This window comes from Pseudomonas sp. PSPC3-2 (genome assembly GCF_049897085.1).
Lineage (GTDB): Bacteria > Pseudomonadota > Gammaproteobacteria > Pseudomonadales > Pseudomonadaceae > Aquipseudomonas > Aquipseudomonas paraveronii.
The window spans coordinates 35,925-52,886 of the sequence record NZ_JAFCVO010000011.1 but is presented as its reverse complement, the minus strand read 5'-3'; the positions used below and the strand labels follow the sequence as shown (position 1 = coordinate 52,886).

Sequence of the window (16,962 nt, the reverse complement as noted above, 5' to 3'; positions counted from 1 at the left end):
AAAGGCCCGGCTCCACGAAAAACCGGGCCTTTTTTTCGCCTTCAGTCCGCACGCGCCACCGCAAACACCGCGTTCGCCCGCGCCACGATTTTGTCCCCCACCTGCAGACTCACCGTGGCAAATGCCATTTGCCGGCCACGCTTGTGATGCTCCAGTCGTACCACCATCCACTCCCCCACTTGCACCGCGCCCAGGTAATCCACAGTCATGCTCGCGGTAAGCAACGGCAACGGCGGCTCACTGGAAAACGCCATCGCATAGCCCATGCCGATATCCGCCAAGGTTGCCAACACCCCGCCATGCACCGTGCCACGGCCATTGGCGTGACGGTTGTCGGCGCGCAGGCCGATTTCCAGTTGCAAGCCTTCACCCCGGCAATAGGCCGGGCCTAACAAGTCGAGGAGCGGGCTGCTGCGCGGCAATGAGACAAAACCTTCGGGCACGGCGTGAGCGATCATCGCGGGTTCTTCCTTGGAGTCAGCCATGAGGTGTACCCCAGGCCCCACACAGCGACCATTATCATCAACCGCGCATATCCTCTGCGATGCCTGGGGCTAATTCACCAACCCCGTTCAGGAATGACCTCAGCGCTTCATACAGCGCTGATAGCGCTCATCTACGCGCTGGGCGAACCAGGCGGTGGTCAGGTTGCGGGTGATCTTCGGGCTTTTGAGCACAATGCCCGGCAGGATCGCCCGTGGCAGCGGTTTGCCCGCCGCTGTCTCGGCCAGGGCAAACACGCGTTTGTAGAGCGTGGTCTGCTCAAAATCCAATTGCTCGCCCTGCTCCAACTGACTGCGGATGCTGGGGTTGCGCATGTCCAGCCTGGCGCCGAGGGAACGCACCGCCAATTCGGTGCTGCCGGGCAGCAGCGAGCCGTAGCGGATCAAATCCCCGTCCAGCGCCAACTCGGTGCCTGAGACGCGGCTGACGGCGGCCTGGAACGCAGCGTTGCGGCTGGCGTACCAGCCAGCGTTGAAGTCGGCAAAACGGTATAGCGTCCGGTCATAACTCACCGGGTAGCCGAGCAAATGGACGATGCCGAAGTACATACCGCCACGTCGGGTGAACACTTCCCGACGGATCGTGCCGTCCACCGTGTAGGGATAACCCCGCGACTGCTTCTGCGCAAACTCGATGCTCACTTGCATCGGGCCGGCGGTGTGTACCGGGTTGAAACCACCAAACAGCGTGTTGCCCAACGGCACCATGCTGATGAAGTCATCGAAGATCCCGCTCAAGTCCTTCTCCGTGCGTGCAGCGCTCAACCGATCGGCGTAGGACTTACCGGTGGGCGAACGCAGTTGCAGTGCAGTGCGGACCAACACCGCCGGCACATGCACCTTACCGGCACGGCGCAGGATTTCATCCTGGGCGATCTTGCCCATATTCGGCACGGGGGGATCGACCTGGTAAGTGGACTCTTGCTCGGTCACCGCCAGCACGGCGCAGATGTTTTCGGTACTGGGGTAGATGTGCTGGGTGTCGAAAGCGGTGTAGATATCCTGGGCCCAACCATTGCGATCGGCGACCTTGGCGGGCAGCAGGCGCACGATCTGCGCCTTGACCTCGGCTTCGCTGCGCTCCGGCTGTTGCGGGCCGCGTGAGGTCGCGCAACCGGCCAGTACCAGCAAGGGCGTGAGACACAGGATCAGGCGGCGTAGATGCATGGGGCTTCCTTGGAGGGCGATGGGCCGGGCATTGCAGATATCGACCGGTAAGTCTAACGCGGGTTCGCCCTATGCCTCCCCTCGCCAACACAATGCGAATATGACAGGATTTGTCATCGACCATTCGTACAAGGAGTTTGAATGCCATGCTCAGCATGAACTTTTTCATCACCTGTCTGATCGTCGTGCTGGTCCCCGGCACCGGCGTGATCTTTACCGTGTCCACAGGCCTCACGGCCGGCAAGCGCGCCAGCGTGTTCGCCGCGCTGGGCTGCACCGCCGGGATCATCCCGCACTTGTTGGCATCCATCCTCGGCCTTTCCGCGCTGTTGCACACCAGCGCCTTGGCGTTCGAAGCACTGAAATTCGCCGGGGCCGCCTACTTGCTGTACCTGGCCTATGCCACCTGGCGCGATCGTTCGGCCTTTGCGATGAATGATGCGCCAACGACAACCACGGCGCGCAGCCTGATGCTGCGCGGTTTTTTGCTGAATATTCTGAACCCCAAGCTGACGATTTTCTTCCTGGCCTTCCTACCCCAGTTCGTCACACCGGCCAGCACGGCGCCGGCCTTGCAAATGCTGGTGCTAAGCGGCGTGTTCATGGCCATGACGTTTGCGGTGTTTGTGGTGTATGGCCTGCTGGCCAATGTGTTTCGCCGCGCGGTGATCGAGTCACCACGGGTACAGAATTGGCTGCGGCGCAGTTTTGCGGCGGCCTTCGCGGGGTTGGGGTTGAACCTGGCGCTTGCACAGCGCTGAAAAACGCTACAACCCACTGTGGAAGCGGGGGTTGCCCGCTCCCACAAGTGGGGTGTTTTAGATGCCTGCCAGCGCCAGGTCCATGGCGAAGTAAGTGAAGATCAGGTCCGCGCCGGCGCGCTTGATCGAACCCAGGGTTTCCCGCACCACCCGGTCCTCATCGATCGCGCCCGCCTGGGCCCCGAACTTGATCATCGCGTACTCGCCGCTGACCTGATACGCCGCCACCGGCAGGCGCGAGGCTTCGCGGATGTCGCGGATGATGTCGAGGTAGGCACCGGCCGGTTTGACCATCAGCGCATCCGCGCCTTCCTGCTCGTCCAGCAGCGATTCACGCACGGCTTCGCGGCGGTTCATCGGGTTCATCTGGTAGCTTTTGCGGTCGCCCTTGAGCGCGCTACCACCCGCTTCACGGAACGGACCGTAAAGGGCCGAAGCGAATTTGGTGGAGTAGGCCATGATCGGAATATGCGTGAAACCGGCGTCATCCAACGCCCGGCGAATGGCCTGGACCTGGCCGTCCATCGCCGCCGAAGGCGCAATCACATCGGCACCGGCACGGGCAGCCGCCACGGCTTGCTTGCCGAGGTTAACCAACGTTGCGTCGTTGTCGACATGGGCGCCATGCATCACGCCGCAATGGCCGTGGTCGGTGTATTCGCAGAAACAGGTGTCGGACATCACGATCATTTCCGGCACGGCATCCTTGATGATCGAGGACATGCGCGAGACCAGGCCGCGCTCTTTCCAAGTGTCGCTACCACTGGCGTCCAGGTGGTGGGACACGCCAAAGGTCATCACCGATTTGATCCCGGCGCGGGCATAACGCTCGATTTCCCCGGCCAGCTTTTTCTCAGGGATGCGCAGCACACCCGGCATGCTGGTGATCGGCACGAAATCATCGATTTCTTCTTCGACGAAAATCGGCAGCACCAGATCGTTGAGGGTGAACTCCGTTTCCTGAAACAAGCTACGCAACTCCGGGGAGCGGCGCAGGCGGCGTGGGCGGGCTTGGGGGAACTGGCTGGTCATGGCTGTCCTGAATATGGCTAAAAACTTTGGGGCGAAAGCGTATGCCCCCCGCGCCCGGCAGCACAAACGCCAGGCAACCAATAGTTTATTGCAATGCACGCAACAATTGCATTGATCTAGAGCTGTAGACGTCCTTCGATACACACCGCGACGGCACCGCCGACCCAGATTTCATCGTCCTGGCGCTCGATGCGGATACGCCCCGCGCGCCCCATCGCCGTGCCCTGGCTGACCACGTAGCGGCTCGGCGCCAGGCCTTCGCCCAATAACCATTGGGCCACCCCGGCATTCAAGCTGCCGGTGGCCGGGTCTTCGGGGGCTCCGTCGCCGGCGATGAACGCGCGCACTTCAAAGTGCGCGTCTACAGCGTCGCGCGCTGGATCGCAGGGTGCAATCACGCCCACCGCCAGACCGAGCAATTGCGCATAATCGGGCTGCAGATCGAGCACCGCCTGGCGGTCGGACAGCATCACCGCCAGCCAACCCGCGCCGTTGTCGACCCACTGGCTGCGCACAATGGCCTCGGGCGCCAGGCCCAACCCCAGGCGCACGCGCTCCAGCAACGCGGCATCCAGCGGGCCCGAACGCAACAACGGCGGCGCGATAAACGCCAGCTCATCGCCTTGGCGACGGATACGCACCAGGCCGATTTCACACTCCTGGATAATCTCCTCCCCTTGCGCCCCCCCCCCCGCCTGCAGCCACGCGTGGCAACTGCCCAACGTCGGGTGCCCGGCGAACGGCAGCTCCTGCAAGGTGGTGAAGATTCTCACCCGGTAGTCAGCCCGTGGATCGCGGGGCGTGAGTAAAAACGTGGTTTCGCTGAGGTTGGTCCACTTGGCGAAGTCGGCCATCTGTTGCTCGCTGAGGCTGTCGGCGCCCAGCACTACCGCCAGCGGGTTGCCTTTGAGCGACACGCTGCTGAAGACATCCAGTTGTTTGAAATCGAAAGTCGGCATGGGCTCAGCTCGGAATGTTCAAGCCACGGATCACCGCCGGACGTGCGACAAAGCCGTCCAGCGCGCGCAGCACATTGGGGAAATCGGCGATGCCGACCAAGTCGCCGGATTCGTAGAAACCGATCAGGTTACGGATCCACGGAAACGTCGCGATGTCCGCGATGCTGTAGTCGTCGCCCATGATCCAAGTGCGGCCCAGCAGGCGTTTTTCCAACACGTCCAGCAAGCGCCGGGACTCGGCGACGTAGCGGTCACGCGGGCGCTTGTCTTCGTAGGCCTTGCCAGCGAACTTGTTGAAGAACCCCACCTGGCCAAACATCGGGCCGATGCCGGACATCTGGAACATCAGCCACTGAATGGTTTCATAACGTGTGGCTGGATCTTCGGAAAGCAACTGGCTGGTTTTTTCCGCCAGGTACAGCAGGATCGCACCGGACTCGAACAGCGCCAACGGCTGACCGCCGGGGCCGTTGGGGTCGATGATCGCGGGAATCTTGTTGTTCGGGTTCAGCGACAGGAACTCGGGCGACAGCTGGTCCTGGGTCTCGAAGCTGACCTTGTGCGCCTCGTAGGGCAGGCCAAGCTCTTCGAGCATGATCGAAACTTTTACCCCGTTGGGCGTGGGCAACGAATACAGTTGCAGACGCTCCGGATGCTGGGCGGGCCATTTGCGGTTGATCGGGAAAGCGGCGAGTGAGTTCATCGGGATATCCCTCGGCGGAAAGCCCCCATGATAATCATCTGCCCGGTATCCTGCATGGGTCATCATTACGCAACATCCCCTCGCTAATCTCCCCCACGGGCGAACCAAAGCGGCCTCGCGGACTCTTAAGTGCGCCTGAACGGTGAATGGAGGCACCTTGCTATAACACTAGGAGCACCGCAGGACGCAGCATGCGTCACTGGCGCCGGGCTTGTCCGCCTTAATCCAACGCACTGAAGACTCGAATCTAATGACAATAAAGCCTCTGTGCCTTACGCGACGCCTCAAACGATATTCATACATCATATTGCCTTTGTTGCTGGTGGGCGGCGTCCTCGGCCTGACCCTGCAATCGCGCATCAGCAGCGCCGAGCCGGTGGACGGCGTGCAAACCCTGGTGTTCCTGCGCCACGGTGAAAAACCCGCCGGCGGCCTGGGCCAGCTCAACTGCCAGGGCCTGAACCGTGCGATGAACCTGGCCACCGTGTTGCCGGAAAAGTTCGGCAAGGCCAACTTCGTCTTCGCCGCCAACCCGACGCGCAATGTCGAGGAAGGCGAAAAAGACAATTCCTACAGCTACATTCGCCCACTCATGACCATCAGCCCCAGCGCAATCAAGCTCGGGTTGCCGGTGAACATCAAGTTTTCGGCGAATGACACCAGCGCCCTCGCCGACGAACTGGTGGAAAATAAGTACCACAACGCCATCATCTACACTGCCTGGTCCCATGGCTATCTGCCGGAATTGATCAACAAGGTAGCCAGTGAAGCGGTGGGCGAAAAGCACACCATCACCGAAGACTGGTCCGGTAATGACTACGACACGCTGTATGTGCTGACACTCACCTGGCATAACGGCAAGGCATCGCTGCTGAGCCGCAACTACAAGCAGGGCCTGAACAACGGCGAACAAACCTGCCCACCGGCGACGCAGGTCAGCGCAGATATCTGAAGGCTGGGCGATAGGGGCGTATGATGCGCGGCTATTGACTCATCTACGGATCAACACCATGTCCAACCTCGCCTCCACCCAGCCCAACCGGGGCTGGTCGTTCTGGTGGAAACCAGCACTGTTCGTGCTGGTCGCCTGCATCGGCCTTTACTACGTGAAGTGGTCTCCCTACTACTTCAAGGCATTTGTCGCCGCCGACAACCACAGCATCGGCGCCTCGATTCTCAATGACCAGCAAACCTCGCCCCTGGCAGCAGCGCTGGCCTATGCCCAGGTGTATTTCCTGGCAATCTGGAAAGCCGCCGTTCTGGCGGTGATCCTCGGCTCGTTGCTGCAAGTGTTGATCCCCCGCGACTGGCTGCTGCGCCTGTTCGGTCGTGCCGGGCTGGGTTCGACCCTGCGCGGCGGGCTGTTCGCCTTGCCCGGAATGATGTGCAGTTGCTGCGCGGCACCGGTGGCGGCGGGCATGCGTCGGCAGCAGGTGTCGGTGGGCGCGGCGCTGGCGTTCTGGATCGCCAACCCGGTACTGAATCCGGCCACCTTGGTATTCATGGGGTTTGTGCTGGGTTGGGGCTTCACGGCGTTAAGGCTGGTGGCAGGGATTGTGCTGGTGGTCGGCGTGTCCCTGGTGGCCCAGCGTATCGCGCGCCCGGAGCAAGTACCGGAAGCGGCGCTGGGGGCGGTGGCCGAGGCCAGCGTGATCGAGTCGCAACCGTTTTTCAGCCGCTGGTTGCGCACCCTGTGGCAACTGTTCTGGAGCACGATCCCGGTCTATATCCTGGCGGTGCTGGTATTGGGCGCGGCGCGGGTCTGGTTGTTTCCCCATGTGGATGGGGCGATGAGTAACAGCCTGCTGTGGCTGGTGCCACTGGCGATTGTCGGCACGCTGTTCGTGATTCCGACCGCCGCGGAGATTCCTATCGTACAAACCATGATGACGCTGGGCATGGGCAGCGGCCCGGCCGTGGCCTTGTTGATGACCCTGCCGAGCGTGAGCCTGCCGTCACTGCTGATGTTGCGCAAGGATTTCGACGCGCGGGTGCTGGTCACGGTGGCCGGTTTGACCATGCTGCTGGGCGTGGTCTGCGGCTTGATTGGAGCGGCGATTCTGTAGGTGGCGGGCGGGGTTGAGGGCCTTATTGCAGGCAAGCATCAACCTCGCAACACACCACGCTCGCGCAAATACTCCAGCACCGCTGCCTGCTCCCCGACAAACTCGATGCGCGCGCCTTTGCTTTCACGCTGGAAGGCGTACATCGGGTCGTAGTACTCGCGCAGCAACCCTTCGATCCATACGCGGTGCAGGTCCACAGCGCCGCTGCGGGCCTGTTCCGCCAGGGCGTCCTGCAGAATCGCCTGCAATCGCTGGAAGCGCTCGCCGCCCAGGCGCTTGTGGATATTGGCCAGGCTCTGGGTCAGGCGCTCACCAAACAGTACGTAGCCGGTTTCGCCAAATACCGCGATGAATTCAGCGCAAAGGTCGACCACGTAATCGCGCAGGATACGTTCGACCCGGCCTTCGACAGTGTCTTCCAACCACACCATCGCGAAGGTCTGCATGCCCTTGTGCAACGGCAACGGCAGCGCACAACTGCCGATCATGCGGCTTTCATCCTCGACCACAAACTGCTCGATGCCGCCCGCGCGTTTTTTCAGCAGGTCCACCGCCAGGCGGTTCTCGAAGTCGATGTTGGACGGTTGCACCGTGGCCCGCTTACCGAAGCTGGAACCGCGATGGTTGGCGTGGCCTTCCAGGTCCAGCGCATTGCGCAGTTGGCCGAGCACTTCGGTCTTGCCGGTGCCGGTCATGCCGCCCAGCAACACGAAGTCACACTCGGCGACCGCCTGTTCGACGGTGTCCAGCAAAAAGCCGCGCATGGCTTTGTAGCCGCCGCCGACGCGGGGGTACTCGATACCGGCTTCGGTTTTCAGCCATTGCTGCACGATCTGCGAACGCAGACCGCCACGAAAGCAGTACAGATAGCCGTCCGGATTGGCCTGGGCGAACCGCGCCCATTGCTCGATGCGCCCGGCCTTGATTGCTCCGGACACCAGCTCGTGTCCGAGCACGATAGCCGCTTGCTGGCCCTGCTGTTTGTAGCAAGTGCCGACCCGCTGACGCTCGTCATCGGTCATCAGTGGCAGGTTGACCACGCCTGGGAAGGCGCCCTTGGTGAACTCGACCGGCGCGCGGGTATCCATCATCGGGCGGTCGTTGAGGAAGATGTCGCGGTAGTCGGTGATGTCAGTCGCCATCAAAACACCTCTACCGCGTGGGTCTGTCGCTCAACTAATTCACCGATGGGCTCAAGGGTCAGGCCCAGTTCGCGGGCGATCGCATGAAACTCGGCGTCGCCCTCGGGCGTAACGGCGATCAACAGGCCGCCGCTGGTCTGCGGGTCACACAGCACGCGCTTGTGCAGCTCCTGCAGGCGCCCGAGTTTGCTCGCATAACTGTCGAAGTTGCGCAAGGTGCCGCCCGGCATGCAGCCCTGGTCCAGGTAGTCCTCGATCCCGGGCAGGCGTGGGACTTTGTTATATTCGATGCGTGCCGTCACGCCGCTGCCGTCAGCCATTTCCACCAAATGGCCCAAAAGACCGAAGCCGGTGACGTCAGTCATTGCCGTTACACCGGCCAATTTGCCGAAGCGGCTGCCAGGCTTATTGAGGGTACACATCCAATCACGAGCCAGACCAATATCCGTATCACGTAATTTGCCTTTCTTTTCGGCGGTGGTCAGGATGCCGATGCCCAGGGGTTTGGTCAGGTACAAACGGCAGCCGACGGTGGCGGTGTCGTTGCGCTTCATATGGCGCTTTTGCACGATACCGGTCACGGCAAGGCCGAAAATGGGCTCCGGCGCATCGATGGAGTGACCGCCGGCCAGGGGAATACCGGCCTCGTCGCACACGGAGCGGCCGCCACGGATCACTTCGCGGGCGACCTCCGGAGCCAATACATTTACCGGCCAGCCCAGAATGGCGATAGCCATCAACGGGTCGCCGCCCATCGCGTAGATGTCGCTGATCGCGTTGGTGGCGGCAATCCGGCCGAAATCGAACGGGTCATCGACAATCGGCATGAAAAAATCAGTGGTGGAGACCACGCCGCGCTCGTCGTCGATGGCGTACACCGCCGCATCGTCGCGCGAGGCGTTGCCCACCCACAGGTTCGGGTCAAGGTTCTGTGCGCCGCTGCCAGCGAGGATCACTTCCAATACCTGGGGCGAAATCTTGCAGCCACATCCCGCGCCATGACTGTACTGGGTAAGGCGAATCGGCTCGTTCATGGTGGACCTCAAGCTATCAAGTGCGCGGATTCTAACAGACGGCAAAAAGCCGGCGGGACTCTTACGAGCACAGCCGGCCTTTTTGGGGTTGCTGCGATTACTGACGAGCGGCCAGCAAACGCTTGTGGCGGTTGCGCCGGGCGATGTTCAAGCACTCGATCGCCGCCGAGAACGCCATGGCCGCATACACGTAGCCTTTGGGCACATGGGCACCGAAGCCTTCGGCGATCAGGGTCATACCGATCATGATCAGGAAGCCCAGGGCCAGCATCACCACGGTCGGGTTGTCGTTGATGAACTTGGCCAGCGGCTCAGCCGCCACCAGCATCACGATGACCGAGGTCACCACGGCAACGATCATGATCGGCAAATGCTCGGTCATGCCCACGGCGGTGATGATGCTGTCGATGGAGAACACCAGGTCGAGCATCAAGATCTGGCCGATGGCCGCAGCAAAGCCGATGGACACGGCATTGCTGGTGCTGGCCTTCTCTTCAGGCTCCGGGTCCATGCTGTGATGGATCTCGGTGGTTGCCTTCCAGACCAGGAACAGGCCACCGGCGATCAGGATCATGTCCTTCCACGAAAACGCCTGGCCGAAAATTTCAAACACCGGCGTGGTCAACTGCACGATGAACGCAATGGTGCTCAACAGACCCAGGCGCAATACCAACGCCATGCTGATACCGATGCGTCGGGCCTTGGCCCGGTGCTGCTCGGGCAATTTGTTGGTGAGGATCGAGATAAAAATCAGGTTATCGATGCCCAGCACGATTTCCATCACGATCAAGGTGGCCAGTGCGACCCAGGCGGTGGGGCTGGCGGCCAGTTGTACAAGGTAGTCCATAGATCAATCCTGACGTTGTGCTGGGAAATTAGGCTTCTTTACGCGTCGATTCAGACTCGTTTTGCGGCTGATCGTCTTTTTTCTGCGGACTGATCAGGCCTTGGGTCGCTTCACTCAACGCCTGCTCGGCGGCCTTATGGGTTTCGTCGATCACTTGCTTGGCCGACTCGGTGGCCTTGCCCATCACCTGTTGTGCGCTTTTTTCGACCTGATCACAGCCGCTGACCACCACCAATGAAAGCGCAAGCAACGATGCCGCGCCCAGGGAATTGAGTTTCATGATGTTTTCCTCGTTAGAACCATTGGGTCCAAATAGTGGCCCCTCGATAGCGACGCATTCTAGGCAGAGGGACACTTCAGGAAAATTCGTATTTTTCTCGCGTATACTTCGGTTTTAACGAAGTGTAGGCCGGCATGCTCAATTACCGACAGTTGCATTACTTCTGGGTGGTGGCCAAGACCGGCAGCATCGTGCGCGCCTGTGAGCAATTGAACCTCACGCCCCAGACCATCAGCGGACAGATCAGCCTGTTGGAACAAACCTTCGGCATCGCCCTGTTTCAGCGGGTAGGCCGCCAGTTGGAGCTGACCGAGGCCGGGCGCCAGGCCCTGCCCTACGCCGAGCAGATGTTCCAGACCGGCAATGAACTGGAGGCGATGTTGCGCGCGCAGCCGGATGAACAGCAGATCTTGTTTCGGGTCGGGGTGGCGGATGTGGTGCCAAAATCCATCGTCTACCGGCTGATCGCGCCGACGATGGAGCTCAGCGAGCCAATCCGCATCACCTGCCGCGAAGACAAACTCGAACGCCTGCTCGCCGATCTGGCGATCCAGCGCCTCGATCTGGTGATTTCCGACAGCCCCATGCCCACGCATTTGGACATCAAGGGCTACAGCCAGAAGTTGGGCGAATGCGGCATCAGTTTTTTCGCCACTCAAGCGTTGGCTGACCGGCACGGCGGCGTTTTCCCACAGTGTTTGCAGGGGGCGCCATTGTTGATTCCGGGGGCGGAGACGGTGGTGCGCAGCCGCTTGCTGCGCTGGTTTGCCGAGCAGCAGATCCAACCGAAGATCATCGGCGAGTTCGACGACAGTGCATTGATGCAGGCATTCGGCCAATCCGGCAGCGGGATCTTTATCGCCCCCAGCGTGATTGCCGATGAGGTGGTGCGCCAGTATGGCGTCGCGCTGATTGGCCAGACGGATGCGGTGACCGAGTCGTTCTATGCGATTTCGGTAGAACGCAAGGTCAAGCACCCCGGCATCGTGGCGATAACCGAAGGTGCCAGGCGGGAACTGTTCACCGCTCTGCCCTGAGGGTTCAGGCGCTGGTCGGCAGCGGTTTGGCGCTCATCAGCCACAGCGCCAGCAGGATCGACACCAGGATAAACCCCGACGCGGCCAAGCCCAGGCTGGCCAGGCCCAGGGTGTCGATCACATGCCCACCGACCAAGGCACCAAGACCGATACCCAGGTTGGCCCCGGCAATATTCAGCGACGCGGCAAACGCCGGCGCATGCGGTGCGGCCTTCATAAGCCGCACGTGGCTGACCAGGAACATCGCCGCCTGGGTCACGCCCCACACGGCCATCGCCGCGGCCAGGCCGATGGTGGAGTGAATCGCGGGCACCACGGCGACCATGCCGGCTATCATGAACCCGCAGAACACCATCGACGCGATCAAGGGGTGGCGATCCACCGCGCGCCCGCCCAGCGAGTTGCCGATCAGCCCGACCGCGCCAAAACCCATCAGGCACCAGCCGACCAGCGTACCGTCGAACCCGGCCAGGCGTTCAAGGATGTCCGCCAGGTAGGTGTAGGCGGTAAACATGCCGCTGAAGACCAGGATCGACAGCAGGATATGCCCCTGCATCAACGGGCTGCGCAGCAGCTTGAATTGCGAGCGTAACGTCACCTGCGCGTTCTTCGCCTGTGTCACCGGCAGGTAGATAAACAGCAGCAGCGCCTTGGCCAACGCAATCACCGCGAGGATTGCAAACGCGCTGCGCCAGCCGAACATATCGGAAATCAGCGTGCCCACCGGAATGCCGAAGACGGTGGCGCAGACGATCCCGAAGCCGATCTTCTCGATGGCGCGACCGGCGTATTCCGGGCCGACGATGTCCACCGCCGTTTCACTGGCCAAGGCCCAGAACACCGGCAAGCCCAACGCTGGAATCAAGCGCGCCAGGGACATCACCCAGATGTTCGGCGCCAGTGCCGCCACGGTATTTGCCACGGCGAACATGATCAAAATCGTGATGAACAGGCGCTTGCGCTGGAACCGCGCGCAGTAGGCAGTGAGGAACGGGCCGAACGCCGCCACGGTGAACGCAAACAGCGTCACCAGCAGGCCGGCCTGGGACACGCTGACATTCAGGTCCCGGGCGATCGACGGCAACAGGCCGACGATTATGAATTCTGTGGTCAGCACGGTAAAACCAGCGGCCGACAGCAGCAGGATGGGAAACAACATGAAAACTCCAGAAACGACGACATCAACGAAAGCCCGTGGGCCCGCTGACAGATAGGAAAGATTAGAGGCGGCCATGCTAACAGAATCTGTGCGAATTGGCCGCAAATGGGTGACGGAATGCCGCATCAATCGGGACATTTCCTACAGCATGATAGACTCCGCGCCCGCTTCCTACAGCGCCCTCCACCTGTAATGCTGCGTCCTACTAAAAAAACCAGAGACAACCGTTTATGACTGCTGCCCCCTCCCTTTTCCAACGACTCGCGCGCGTCAGCCTGGTCACGCAAATCGTCATCGGCCTGATCGCCGGCATTCTGCTGGCCTTCGTGCTGCCCGAGGCCGCAAAGGCCAGTGGTTTCATTGGCAAAGTGTTTGTCACCGCGCTGAAGGCCGTGGCGCCGATCCTGGTGTTCGTGCTGGTGATGGCGTCGATCGCCAACCATAAGCACGGCCAGGAAACCCACATCAAGCCGATCCTGTTCCTGTACCTGCTGGGCACCTTCGCGGCCGCCGTGGTTGCGGTGATCGCCAGCACGCTGTTTCCCTCGCCGCTGGTGCTCGCCACCCACGACGCCACCGTGAGCGCGCCCGGCGGCATCGGCGAGGTGTTGCAGAGCCTGTTGCTGAGCGTGGTGGATAACCCGGTGAGTGCGCTGATGAACGCCAACTTTATCGGCATTCTGGCGTGGGCCATCGGCATGGGTATAGCGATTCGTCATGCTGGAGAAACCACCCGCACGGTGCTCGATGACCTGTCCAACGGCGTGACCTTGATCGTGCGCGTGGTGATCCGCTTCGCCCCCCTAGGGATTTTCGGCCTGGTAGCCTCGACCCTCGCCACCTCCGGCTTCGGTGCCCTGCTCGGCTACGCCCACCTGTTGGTGGTGCTGATCGGCTGCATGCTGTTCGTGGCGCTGGTGATCAACCCGGCCATCGTGTTCTGGAAACTGCGCCGCAACCCCTACCCGCTGGTATTGCTGTGCCTGCGTGAAAGCGGCATCACGGCGTTCTTCACCCGTAGTTCGGCGGCGAACATTCCGGTGAACCTGGCGTTGAGCAAGCGCCTGGGCCTGCATGAAGACACCTACTCGGTGTCGATCCCCCTGGGCGCCACCATCAATATGGCGGGTGCGGCGATCACCATCACCGTATTGACCCTGGCGGCCGTGCACACCCTGGGCATCACCGTAGACCTGCCCACCGCCGTGCTGCTCAGCGTAGTCGCCGCCATTTGCGCGTGCGGTGCGTCGGGCGTGGCCGGTGGTTCGCTGCTGCTGATTCCACTGGCATGCAGCCTGTTCGGCATTCCCAGCGATATCGCCATGCAGGTAGTGGCGGTAGGTTTCATCATCGGCGTGTTGCAGGACTCTGCGGAAACCGCACTCAACTCGTCCACCGATGTGCTGTTTACCGCAGCGGCATGCCTGGGCAAGGAAGAGCAGCCGGTTTAAACAGCGCTCGCAAAAAAGCCCGGGGCCGTTCTCAAAGGAACGACCCCGGGCTTTTTTCTATGCGCTCAGAACACAGCTATTCAGAAAGCGCCCATGTAATCACGCTTGCCCACTTCCACACCGTTGTGACGCAGCAGGGCGTAGGCGGTGGTGACGTGGAAGAAGAACTGCGGCAGGCCGTAGGTCAGCAGGTAGGACTGGCCGCTGAAGCGCTTTTCTTTCGGGGTGCCGGGGCGAGTGATGATCTCGATCCCTTCTTTGCCGTCGATTTGCTCGGGCTTGATGGTGTCCATAAACGCCAGGACCTTGGCGATCAGCGCCTGCAGGTCGGCGAAGGTCGCTTCGTTGTCTTCGTATTTCGGCAGCTCGATCTCGGCCAGACGCGCGGAAACGCCCTTGGCGAAGTCGACGGCGATCTGCACCTGGCGCACCAGTTGGAACATGTCAGGGAACAGGCGCGCTTGCAGCAAGGCGTTGGGTTCGATGTTCTTCGCAGTGGCGTGGGCTTCAGCTTTTTCCAGCACACCACTCAAGGCGCTGAGCATTTGCTTGAAGACTGGGACGGAAGCGGCGTACAGGGAAATAGTCATGACGGTCTCATCGGTAAGGGCGGGGTTGGAACCAGCGGCGATTATAGCCATGCCGGCCGCTTGTCTTTTATTTTTTCAGGATTAGGCTAGTGCGTTCACTGCATAGGGAAAGCGCGATGACCGCTGAGCACGATACCGACACCCCTGAACCGCGCCTGAACAGCACGGAAATCCGCATCCTGGGCTGCCTGATCGAAAAACAGGCGACCAACCCGGAAACCTACCCCCTGACCCTCAACGCCGTGGTCCTGGCCTGCAACCAGAAGACCAGCCGCGAGCCGGTGATGAACCTCAGCCAAGGCCAGGTCGGCCAAAGCCTGCGCGTGCTGGAAGGCCAGGGGTTCACCCGCCTGGTCATGGGCAGCCGCGCCGACCGTTGGGAACACCGGGTCGACAAGGCCCTGGAATTGGTGCCGGCCCAGGTGATCCTGACCGGGCTGCTGTTTCTGCGTGGGCCGCAGACGGTCAACGAGTTGCTGACCCGCAGCGGGCGCATGCATGATTTCGAAGACGCCGAGCAGGTCGTCCACCAACTGGAACGCCTGATTGCGCGCGGATTGGCCGTACTGGTGCCGCGCCAGGCGGGGCAGCGCGAGGATCGCTATACCCACGCGCTGGGCGACCCGGCGGATATCGAGGCGATTATCGCGGCGCGCGGCAGCCCGGTGGAACGCGGGGCCGGCGGGGTCTCAGTCGAGCGCATCGAAGAGCTGGAAGCGCGGATTGCGGCGCTGGAAGAACGGCTGGCACAGCTGGAGGCCTGACACGGTCAAAACCCTGTAGGCGCCGGCTTGCCTGCGCCTACAGTTGATGTGCAATGTGCTTCAGCCTCGCGCAAAAGCGACGGCTTTTTCGAACTGTGCCTGGGTCGGCCGCACGCCTGTGTACAACACAAACTGCTCCAGAGCCTGGATCGCGATCACTTCCAGCCCGGTGATCACACGCTTGCCTTGGGCACGTCCACGCACGATCAACGGCGTTTCCGCAGGGATCGCTACCACATCGAACAGCGTCTGCGCCTGGTCCACAGCGTCAGCCTCGAAAGCCAGCTGATCGGCCTCGGCCCCGCCGGTCATGCCGATCGGCGTGACGTTGATCAACATCTGCGGGCGCAGATCGCCCAATTGCGCCTGCCATTGATAGCCCAGGCTCTGCGCCAGCGCCCTGCCCGCCGCTTCGTTACGCGCCACGATCACGCCATTGGCGTACCCGCCGTCACGCAGGGCACTGGCCACGGCCTTGGCCATGCCGCCGCTGCCGCGCAGGGCAAAGGTCGACTCTGTCGGTACTGCGTGTGTTTTCAGCAGTTGCTCGATGGCGATGTAGTCGGTGTTGTAGGCCTTGAGGTGGCCGGCCGTGTTGACGATGGTGTTGAGGGATGCGATGGCTTTGACCGAGCTGTCCAGTTCGTCCACCAGGGCAATGCTGGCCTCTTTGAACGGCATCGACACCCCGCAACCGCGAATCCCCAACGCTCGGATACCGCCGATCGCGCCAGCTAAATCCTGGCTGCTGAAGGCTTTATAGTAGAAGTTCAGACCCAGCTGTTCATACAAATGGTTATGAAATCGCAGGCCGAAATTCCCGGGACGCGCCGACAGTGACATGCACAGTTGGGTATCCTTATTGGGGTGCATCTGCATGGGTAACTCCTTGAAGTAAGCAAATCGGTACAGACCTTACACAACCTTTACCTATCGGCCGTGCTGTTTTTCAGAAATACGTTGTCTTAAAAGTATCCCCGCGACATTACTTGAGCCCATTGATTGCAGGCCACAAGCGCAGGGGCTAACCGAGGAATGACCATGATTCGTAAAATCCCCAAGATCGCCTTGCTTATCGGTGCACTCGCTATGGCAGGCCAAGCCTCCGCCCACGGTGGTGGATGGGGTGGTCCGGCCGTCTTGGGTGCGTTAGTCGGCGCCGCTGTCGTGGGCTCCGTGGTTGCCAGCCAACCCCGTGAGGTCTACGTGCAGCAGCAGCCAGTGTATGTACAACCGCAACCGGTTTACGCCGCACCACCGCCGGTGTACTACGCACCGCCACCGCCGGTATATGTGCAACAACAGGTCTATTACCGCCCGGCGCCGGTGTATTACGGCCCACCGCGTGGCTATTACGGCCCTCCCCACGGCTACTACGGCCGCGGCTGGTAAGTTTGAATCGATCTGCCTGAACAGGCCTCGCCCACTCGCGGGGCCTTTTTTTGCATGGTGGTTTATCGCAAATCG

19 protein-coding genes are annotated in these 16,962 nt (G+C 61.3%); 7 read left to right on the top strand and 12 right to left on the bottom strand.

What is annotated here, in order from left to right; genetic code table 11:
- Positions 1–41: 41 nt before the first annotated feature.
- Both ACP7CJ_RS18905 and ACP7CJ_RS18900 read right to left on the bottom strand, forming a co-directional pair.
- A complete protein-coding gene (locus ACP7CJ_RS18905) occupies positions 42–458 on the bottom strand; it encodes a PaaI family thioesterase (protein WP_276197922.1) in 417 nt (138 codons plus the stop codon).
- Positions 459–584: 126 nt separating this feature from the next.
- Positions 585–1,670, bottom strand: coding sequence for a DUF1615 domain-containing protein (locus ACP7CJ_RS18900; RefSeq protein ID WP_276197388.1), 1,086 nt, complete (start codon positions 1,668–1,670; stop codon positions 585–587).
- Positions 1,671–1,816: 146 nt separating this feature from the next.
- Here ACP7CJ_RS18900 and ACP7CJ_RS18895 point away from each other — a divergent pair, with 146 nt between their 5' ends.
- The gene (locus ACP7CJ_RS18895; RefSeq protein ID WP_426101037.1) at positions 1,817–2,431 is read left to right on the top strand and encodes a LysE family translocator; all 615 of its coding nucleotides are present in this window, start codon (positions 1,817–1,819) and stop codon (positions 2,429–2,431) included.
- A 57-nt stretch (positions 2,432–2,488) separates the two neighbouring features.
- Here the strand turns inward: ACP7CJ_RS18895 and hemB are convergent, their stop codons facing one another.
- The 3 genes from hemB to ACP7CJ_RS18880 form a co-directional block, all read right to left on the bottom strand.
- The gene (hemB, locus tag ACP7CJ_RS18890; RefSeq protein ID WP_017847039.1) at positions 2,489–3,463 is read right to left on the bottom strand and encodes a porphobilinogen synthase; all 975 of its coding nucleotides are present in this window, start codon (positions 3,461–3,463) and stop codon (positions 2,489–2,491) included.
- A 116-nt stretch (positions 3,464–3,579) separates the two neighbouring features.
- Positions 3,580–4,422 (bottom strand): PhzF family phenazine biosynthesis protein, encoded by an 843-nt coding sequence (locus ACP7CJ_RS18885; RefSeq protein WP_276197386.1) that lies wholly within the window; start codon positions 4,420–4,422, stop codon positions 3,580–3,582.
- Positions 4,423–4,426: 4 nt separating this feature from the next.
- On the bottom strand, positions 4,427–5,125 hold the full coding sequence (locus ACP7CJ_RS18880) for a glutathione S-transferase N-terminal domain-containing protein (RefSeq protein WP_276197385.1): 699 nt from the start codon (positions 5,123–5,125) through the stop codon (positions 4,427–4,429).
- A gap of 250 nt (positions 5,126–5,375) precedes the next feature.
- Here ACP7CJ_RS18880 and ACP7CJ_RS18875 point away from each other — a divergent pair, with 250 nt between their 5' ends.
- A complete protein-coding gene (locus ACP7CJ_RS18875; RefSeq protein ID WP_276197384.1) occupies positions 5,376–6,077 on the top strand; it encodes a histidine phosphatase family protein in 702 nt (233 codons plus the stop codon).
- Positions 6,078–6,135: 58 nt separating this feature from the next.
- Positions 6,136–7,191, top strand: coding sequence for a permease (locus ACP7CJ_RS18870; protein WP_276197383.1), 1,056 nt, complete (start codon positions 6,136–6,138; stop codon positions 7,189–7,191).
- A gap of 38 nt (positions 7,192–7,229) precedes the next feature.
- Here the strand turns inward: ACP7CJ_RS18870 and mnmH are convergent, their stop codons facing one another.
- The 4 genes from mnmH to ACP7CJ_RS18850 form a co-directional block, all read right to left on the bottom strand.
- The gene (gene mnmH / locus ACP7CJ_RS18865; RefSeq protein ID WP_426101035.1) at positions 7,230–8,333 is read right to left on the bottom strand and encodes a tRNA 2-selenouridine(34) synthase MnmH; all 1,104 of its coding nucleotides are present in this window, start codon (positions 8,331–8,333) and stop codon (positions 7,230–7,232) included.
- Positions 8,333–9,367, bottom strand: a complete 1,035-nt coding sequence (gene selD, locus ACP7CJ_RS18860) for a selenide, water dikinase SelD (protein WP_276197381.1) — start codon at positions 9,365–9,367, stop codon at positions 8,333–8,335. Before selD ends, mnmH begins: the two co-directional genes overlap by 1 nt.
- Positions 9,368–9,464: 97 nt before the next feature.
- On the bottom strand, positions 9,465–10,214 hold the full coding sequence (locus ACP7CJ_RS18855; protein WP_276197380.1) for a TerC family protein: 750 nt from the start codon (positions 10,212–10,214) through the stop codon (positions 9,465–9,467).
- A 28-nt stretch (positions 10,215–10,242) separates the two neighbouring features.
- Positions 10,243–10,494, bottom strand: coding sequence for a hypothetical protein (locus ACP7CJ_RS18850; RefSeq protein WP_247404422.1), 252 nt, complete (start codon positions 10,492–10,494; stop codon positions 10,243–10,245).
- A 134-nt stretch (positions 10,495–10,628) separates the two neighbouring features.
- Here ACP7CJ_RS18850 and nhaR point away from each other — a divergent pair, with 134 nt between their 5' ends.
- Positions 10,629–11,531 carry a transcriptional activator NhaR gene (nhaR, locus tag ACP7CJ_RS18845; protein ID WP_247404425.1) on the top strand — a complete coding sequence of 301 codons (903 nt, stop codon included), beginning with the start codon at positions 10,629–10,631 and terminating at the stop codon, positions 11,529–11,531.
- A 4-nt stretch (positions 11,532–11,535) separates the two neighbouring features.
- Here nhaR and ACP7CJ_RS18840 read toward each other — a convergent pair whose 3' ends face one another.
- Entirely contained in the window at positions 11,536–12,690 is a 1,155-nt protein-coding gene (locus ACP7CJ_RS18840; protein ID WP_276197379.1) for an MFS transporter, read from the bottom strand.
- 230 nt (positions 12,691–12,920) lie between these two features.
- Between ACP7CJ_RS18840 and sstT the strand changes: the two genes are divergently transcribed.
- Positions 12,921–14,141: a serine/threonine transporter SstT gene (sstT, locus tag ACP7CJ_RS18835; protein WP_276197378.1), complete on the top strand. Its 1,221-nt coding sequence runs from the start codon at positions 12,921–12,923 to the stop codon at positions 14,139–14,141.
- 80 nt (positions 14,142–14,221) lie between these two features.
- Here sstT and ACP7CJ_RS18830 read toward each other — a convergent pair whose 3' ends face one another.
- Positions 14,222–14,731, bottom strand: coding sequence for a DUF1993 domain-containing protein (locus ACP7CJ_RS18830; protein ID WP_276197377.1), 510 nt, complete (start codon positions 14,729–14,731; stop codon positions 14,222–14,224).
- 116 nt (positions 14,732–14,847) lie between these two features.
- Here ACP7CJ_RS18830 and ACP7CJ_RS18825 point away from each other — a divergent pair, with 116 nt between their 5' ends.
- A complete protein-coding gene (locus tag ACP7CJ_RS18825) occupies positions 14,848–15,495 on the top strand; it encodes a YceH family protein (protein WP_276197376.1) in 648 nt (215 codons plus the stop codon).
- Between the two features lie 60 nt (positions 15,496–15,555).
- Here ACP7CJ_RS18825 and ACP7CJ_RS18820 read toward each other — a convergent pair whose 3' ends face one another.
- The gene (locus tag ACP7CJ_RS18820) at positions 15,556–16,374 is read right to left on the bottom strand and encodes a shikimate 5-dehydrogenase (protein WP_276197375.1); all 819 of its coding nucleotides are present in this window, start codon (positions 16,372–16,374) and stop codon (positions 15,556–15,558) included.
- A 156-nt stretch (positions 16,375–16,530) separates the two neighbouring features.
- Here ACP7CJ_RS18820 and ACP7CJ_RS18815 point away from each other — a divergent pair, with 156 nt between their 5' ends.
- Positions 16,531–16,887 (top strand): hypothetical protein, encoded by a 357-nt coding sequence (locus tag ACP7CJ_RS18815; protein ID WP_122538658.1) that lies wholly within the window; start codon positions 16,531–16,533, stop codon positions 16,885–16,887.
- Positions 16,888–16,962 lie beyond the last annotated feature (75 nt).

Bases quoted from the DNA above. Each gene is read 5' to 3' on its own strand.
- ACP7CJ_RS18905 (WP_276197922.1), bottom strand. From the start codon at position 458: ATGATCGCTCACGCCGTGCCCGAAGGTTTTGTCTCATTGCCGCGCAGC.
- ACP7CJ_RS18900 (WP_276197388.1), bottom strand. From the start codon at position 1,670: ATGCATCTACGCCGCCTGATCCTGTGTCTCACGCCCTTGCTGGTACTG.
- ACP7CJ_RS18895 (WP_426101037.1), top strand. From the start codon at position 1,817: ATGCTCAGCATGAACTTTTTCATCACCTGTCTGATCGTCGTGCTGGTC.
- hemB (WP_017847039.1), bottom strand. From the start codon at position 3,463: ATGACCAGCCAGTTCCCCCAAGCCCGCCCACGCCGCCTGCGCCGCTCC.
- ACP7CJ_RS18885 (WP_276197386.1), bottom strand. From the start codon at position 4,422: ATGCCGACTTTCGATTTCAAACAACTGGATGTCTTCAGCAGCGTGTCG.
- ACP7CJ_RS18880 (WP_276197385.1), bottom strand. From the start codon at position 5,125: ATGAACTCACTCGCCGCTTTCCCGATCAACCGCAAATGGCCCGCCCAG.
- ACP7CJ_RS18875 (WP_276197384.1), top strand. From the start codon at position 5,376: ATGACAATAAAGCCTCTGTGCCTTACGCGACGCCTCAAACGATATTCA.
- ACP7CJ_RS18870 (WP_276197383.1), top strand. From the start codon at position 6,136: ATGTCCAACCTCGCCTCCACCCAGCCCAACCGGGGCTGGTCGTTCTGG.
- mnmH (WP_426101035.1), bottom strand. From the start codon at position 8,333: ATGGCGACTGACATCACCGACTACCGCGACATCTTCCTCAACGACCGC.
- selD (WP_276197381.1), bottom strand. From the start codon at position 9,367: ATGAACGAGCCGATTCGCCTTACCCAGTACAGTCATGGCGCGGGATGT.
- ACP7CJ_RS18855 (WP_276197380.1), bottom strand. From the start codon at position 10,214: ATGGACTACCTTGTACAACTGGCCGCCAGCCCCACCGCCTGGGTCGCA.
- ACP7CJ_RS18850 (WP_247404422.1), bottom strand. From the start codon at position 10,494: ATGAAACTCAATTCCCTGGGCGCGGCATCGTTGCTTGCGCTTTCATTG.
- nhaR (WP_247404425.1), top strand. From the start codon at position 10,629: ATGCTCAATTACCGACAGTTGCATTACTTCTGGGTGGTGGCCAAGACC.
- ACP7CJ_RS18840 (WP_276197379.1), bottom strand. From the start codon at position 12,690: ATGTTGTTTCCCATCCTGCTGCTGTCGGCCGCTGGTTTTACCGTGCTG.
- sstT (WP_276197378.1), top strand. From the start codon at position 12,921: ATGACTGCTGCCCCCTCCCTTTTCCAACGACTCGCGCGCGTCAGCCTG.
- ACP7CJ_RS18830 (WP_276197377.1), bottom strand. From the start codon at position 14,731: ATGACTATTTCCCTGTACGCCGCTTCCGTCCCAGTCTTCAAGCAAATG.
- ACP7CJ_RS18825 (WP_276197376.1), top strand. From the start codon at position 14,848: ATGACCGCTGAGCACGATACCGACACCCCTGAACCGCGCCTGAACAGC.
- ACP7CJ_RS18820 (WP_276197375.1), bottom strand. From the start codon at position 16,374: ATGCAGATGCACCCCAATAAGGATACCCAACTGTGCATGTCACTGTCG.
- ACP7CJ_RS18815 (WP_122538658.1), top strand. From the start codon at position 16,531: ATGACCATGATTCGTAAAATCCCCAAGATCGCCTTGCTTATCGGTGCA.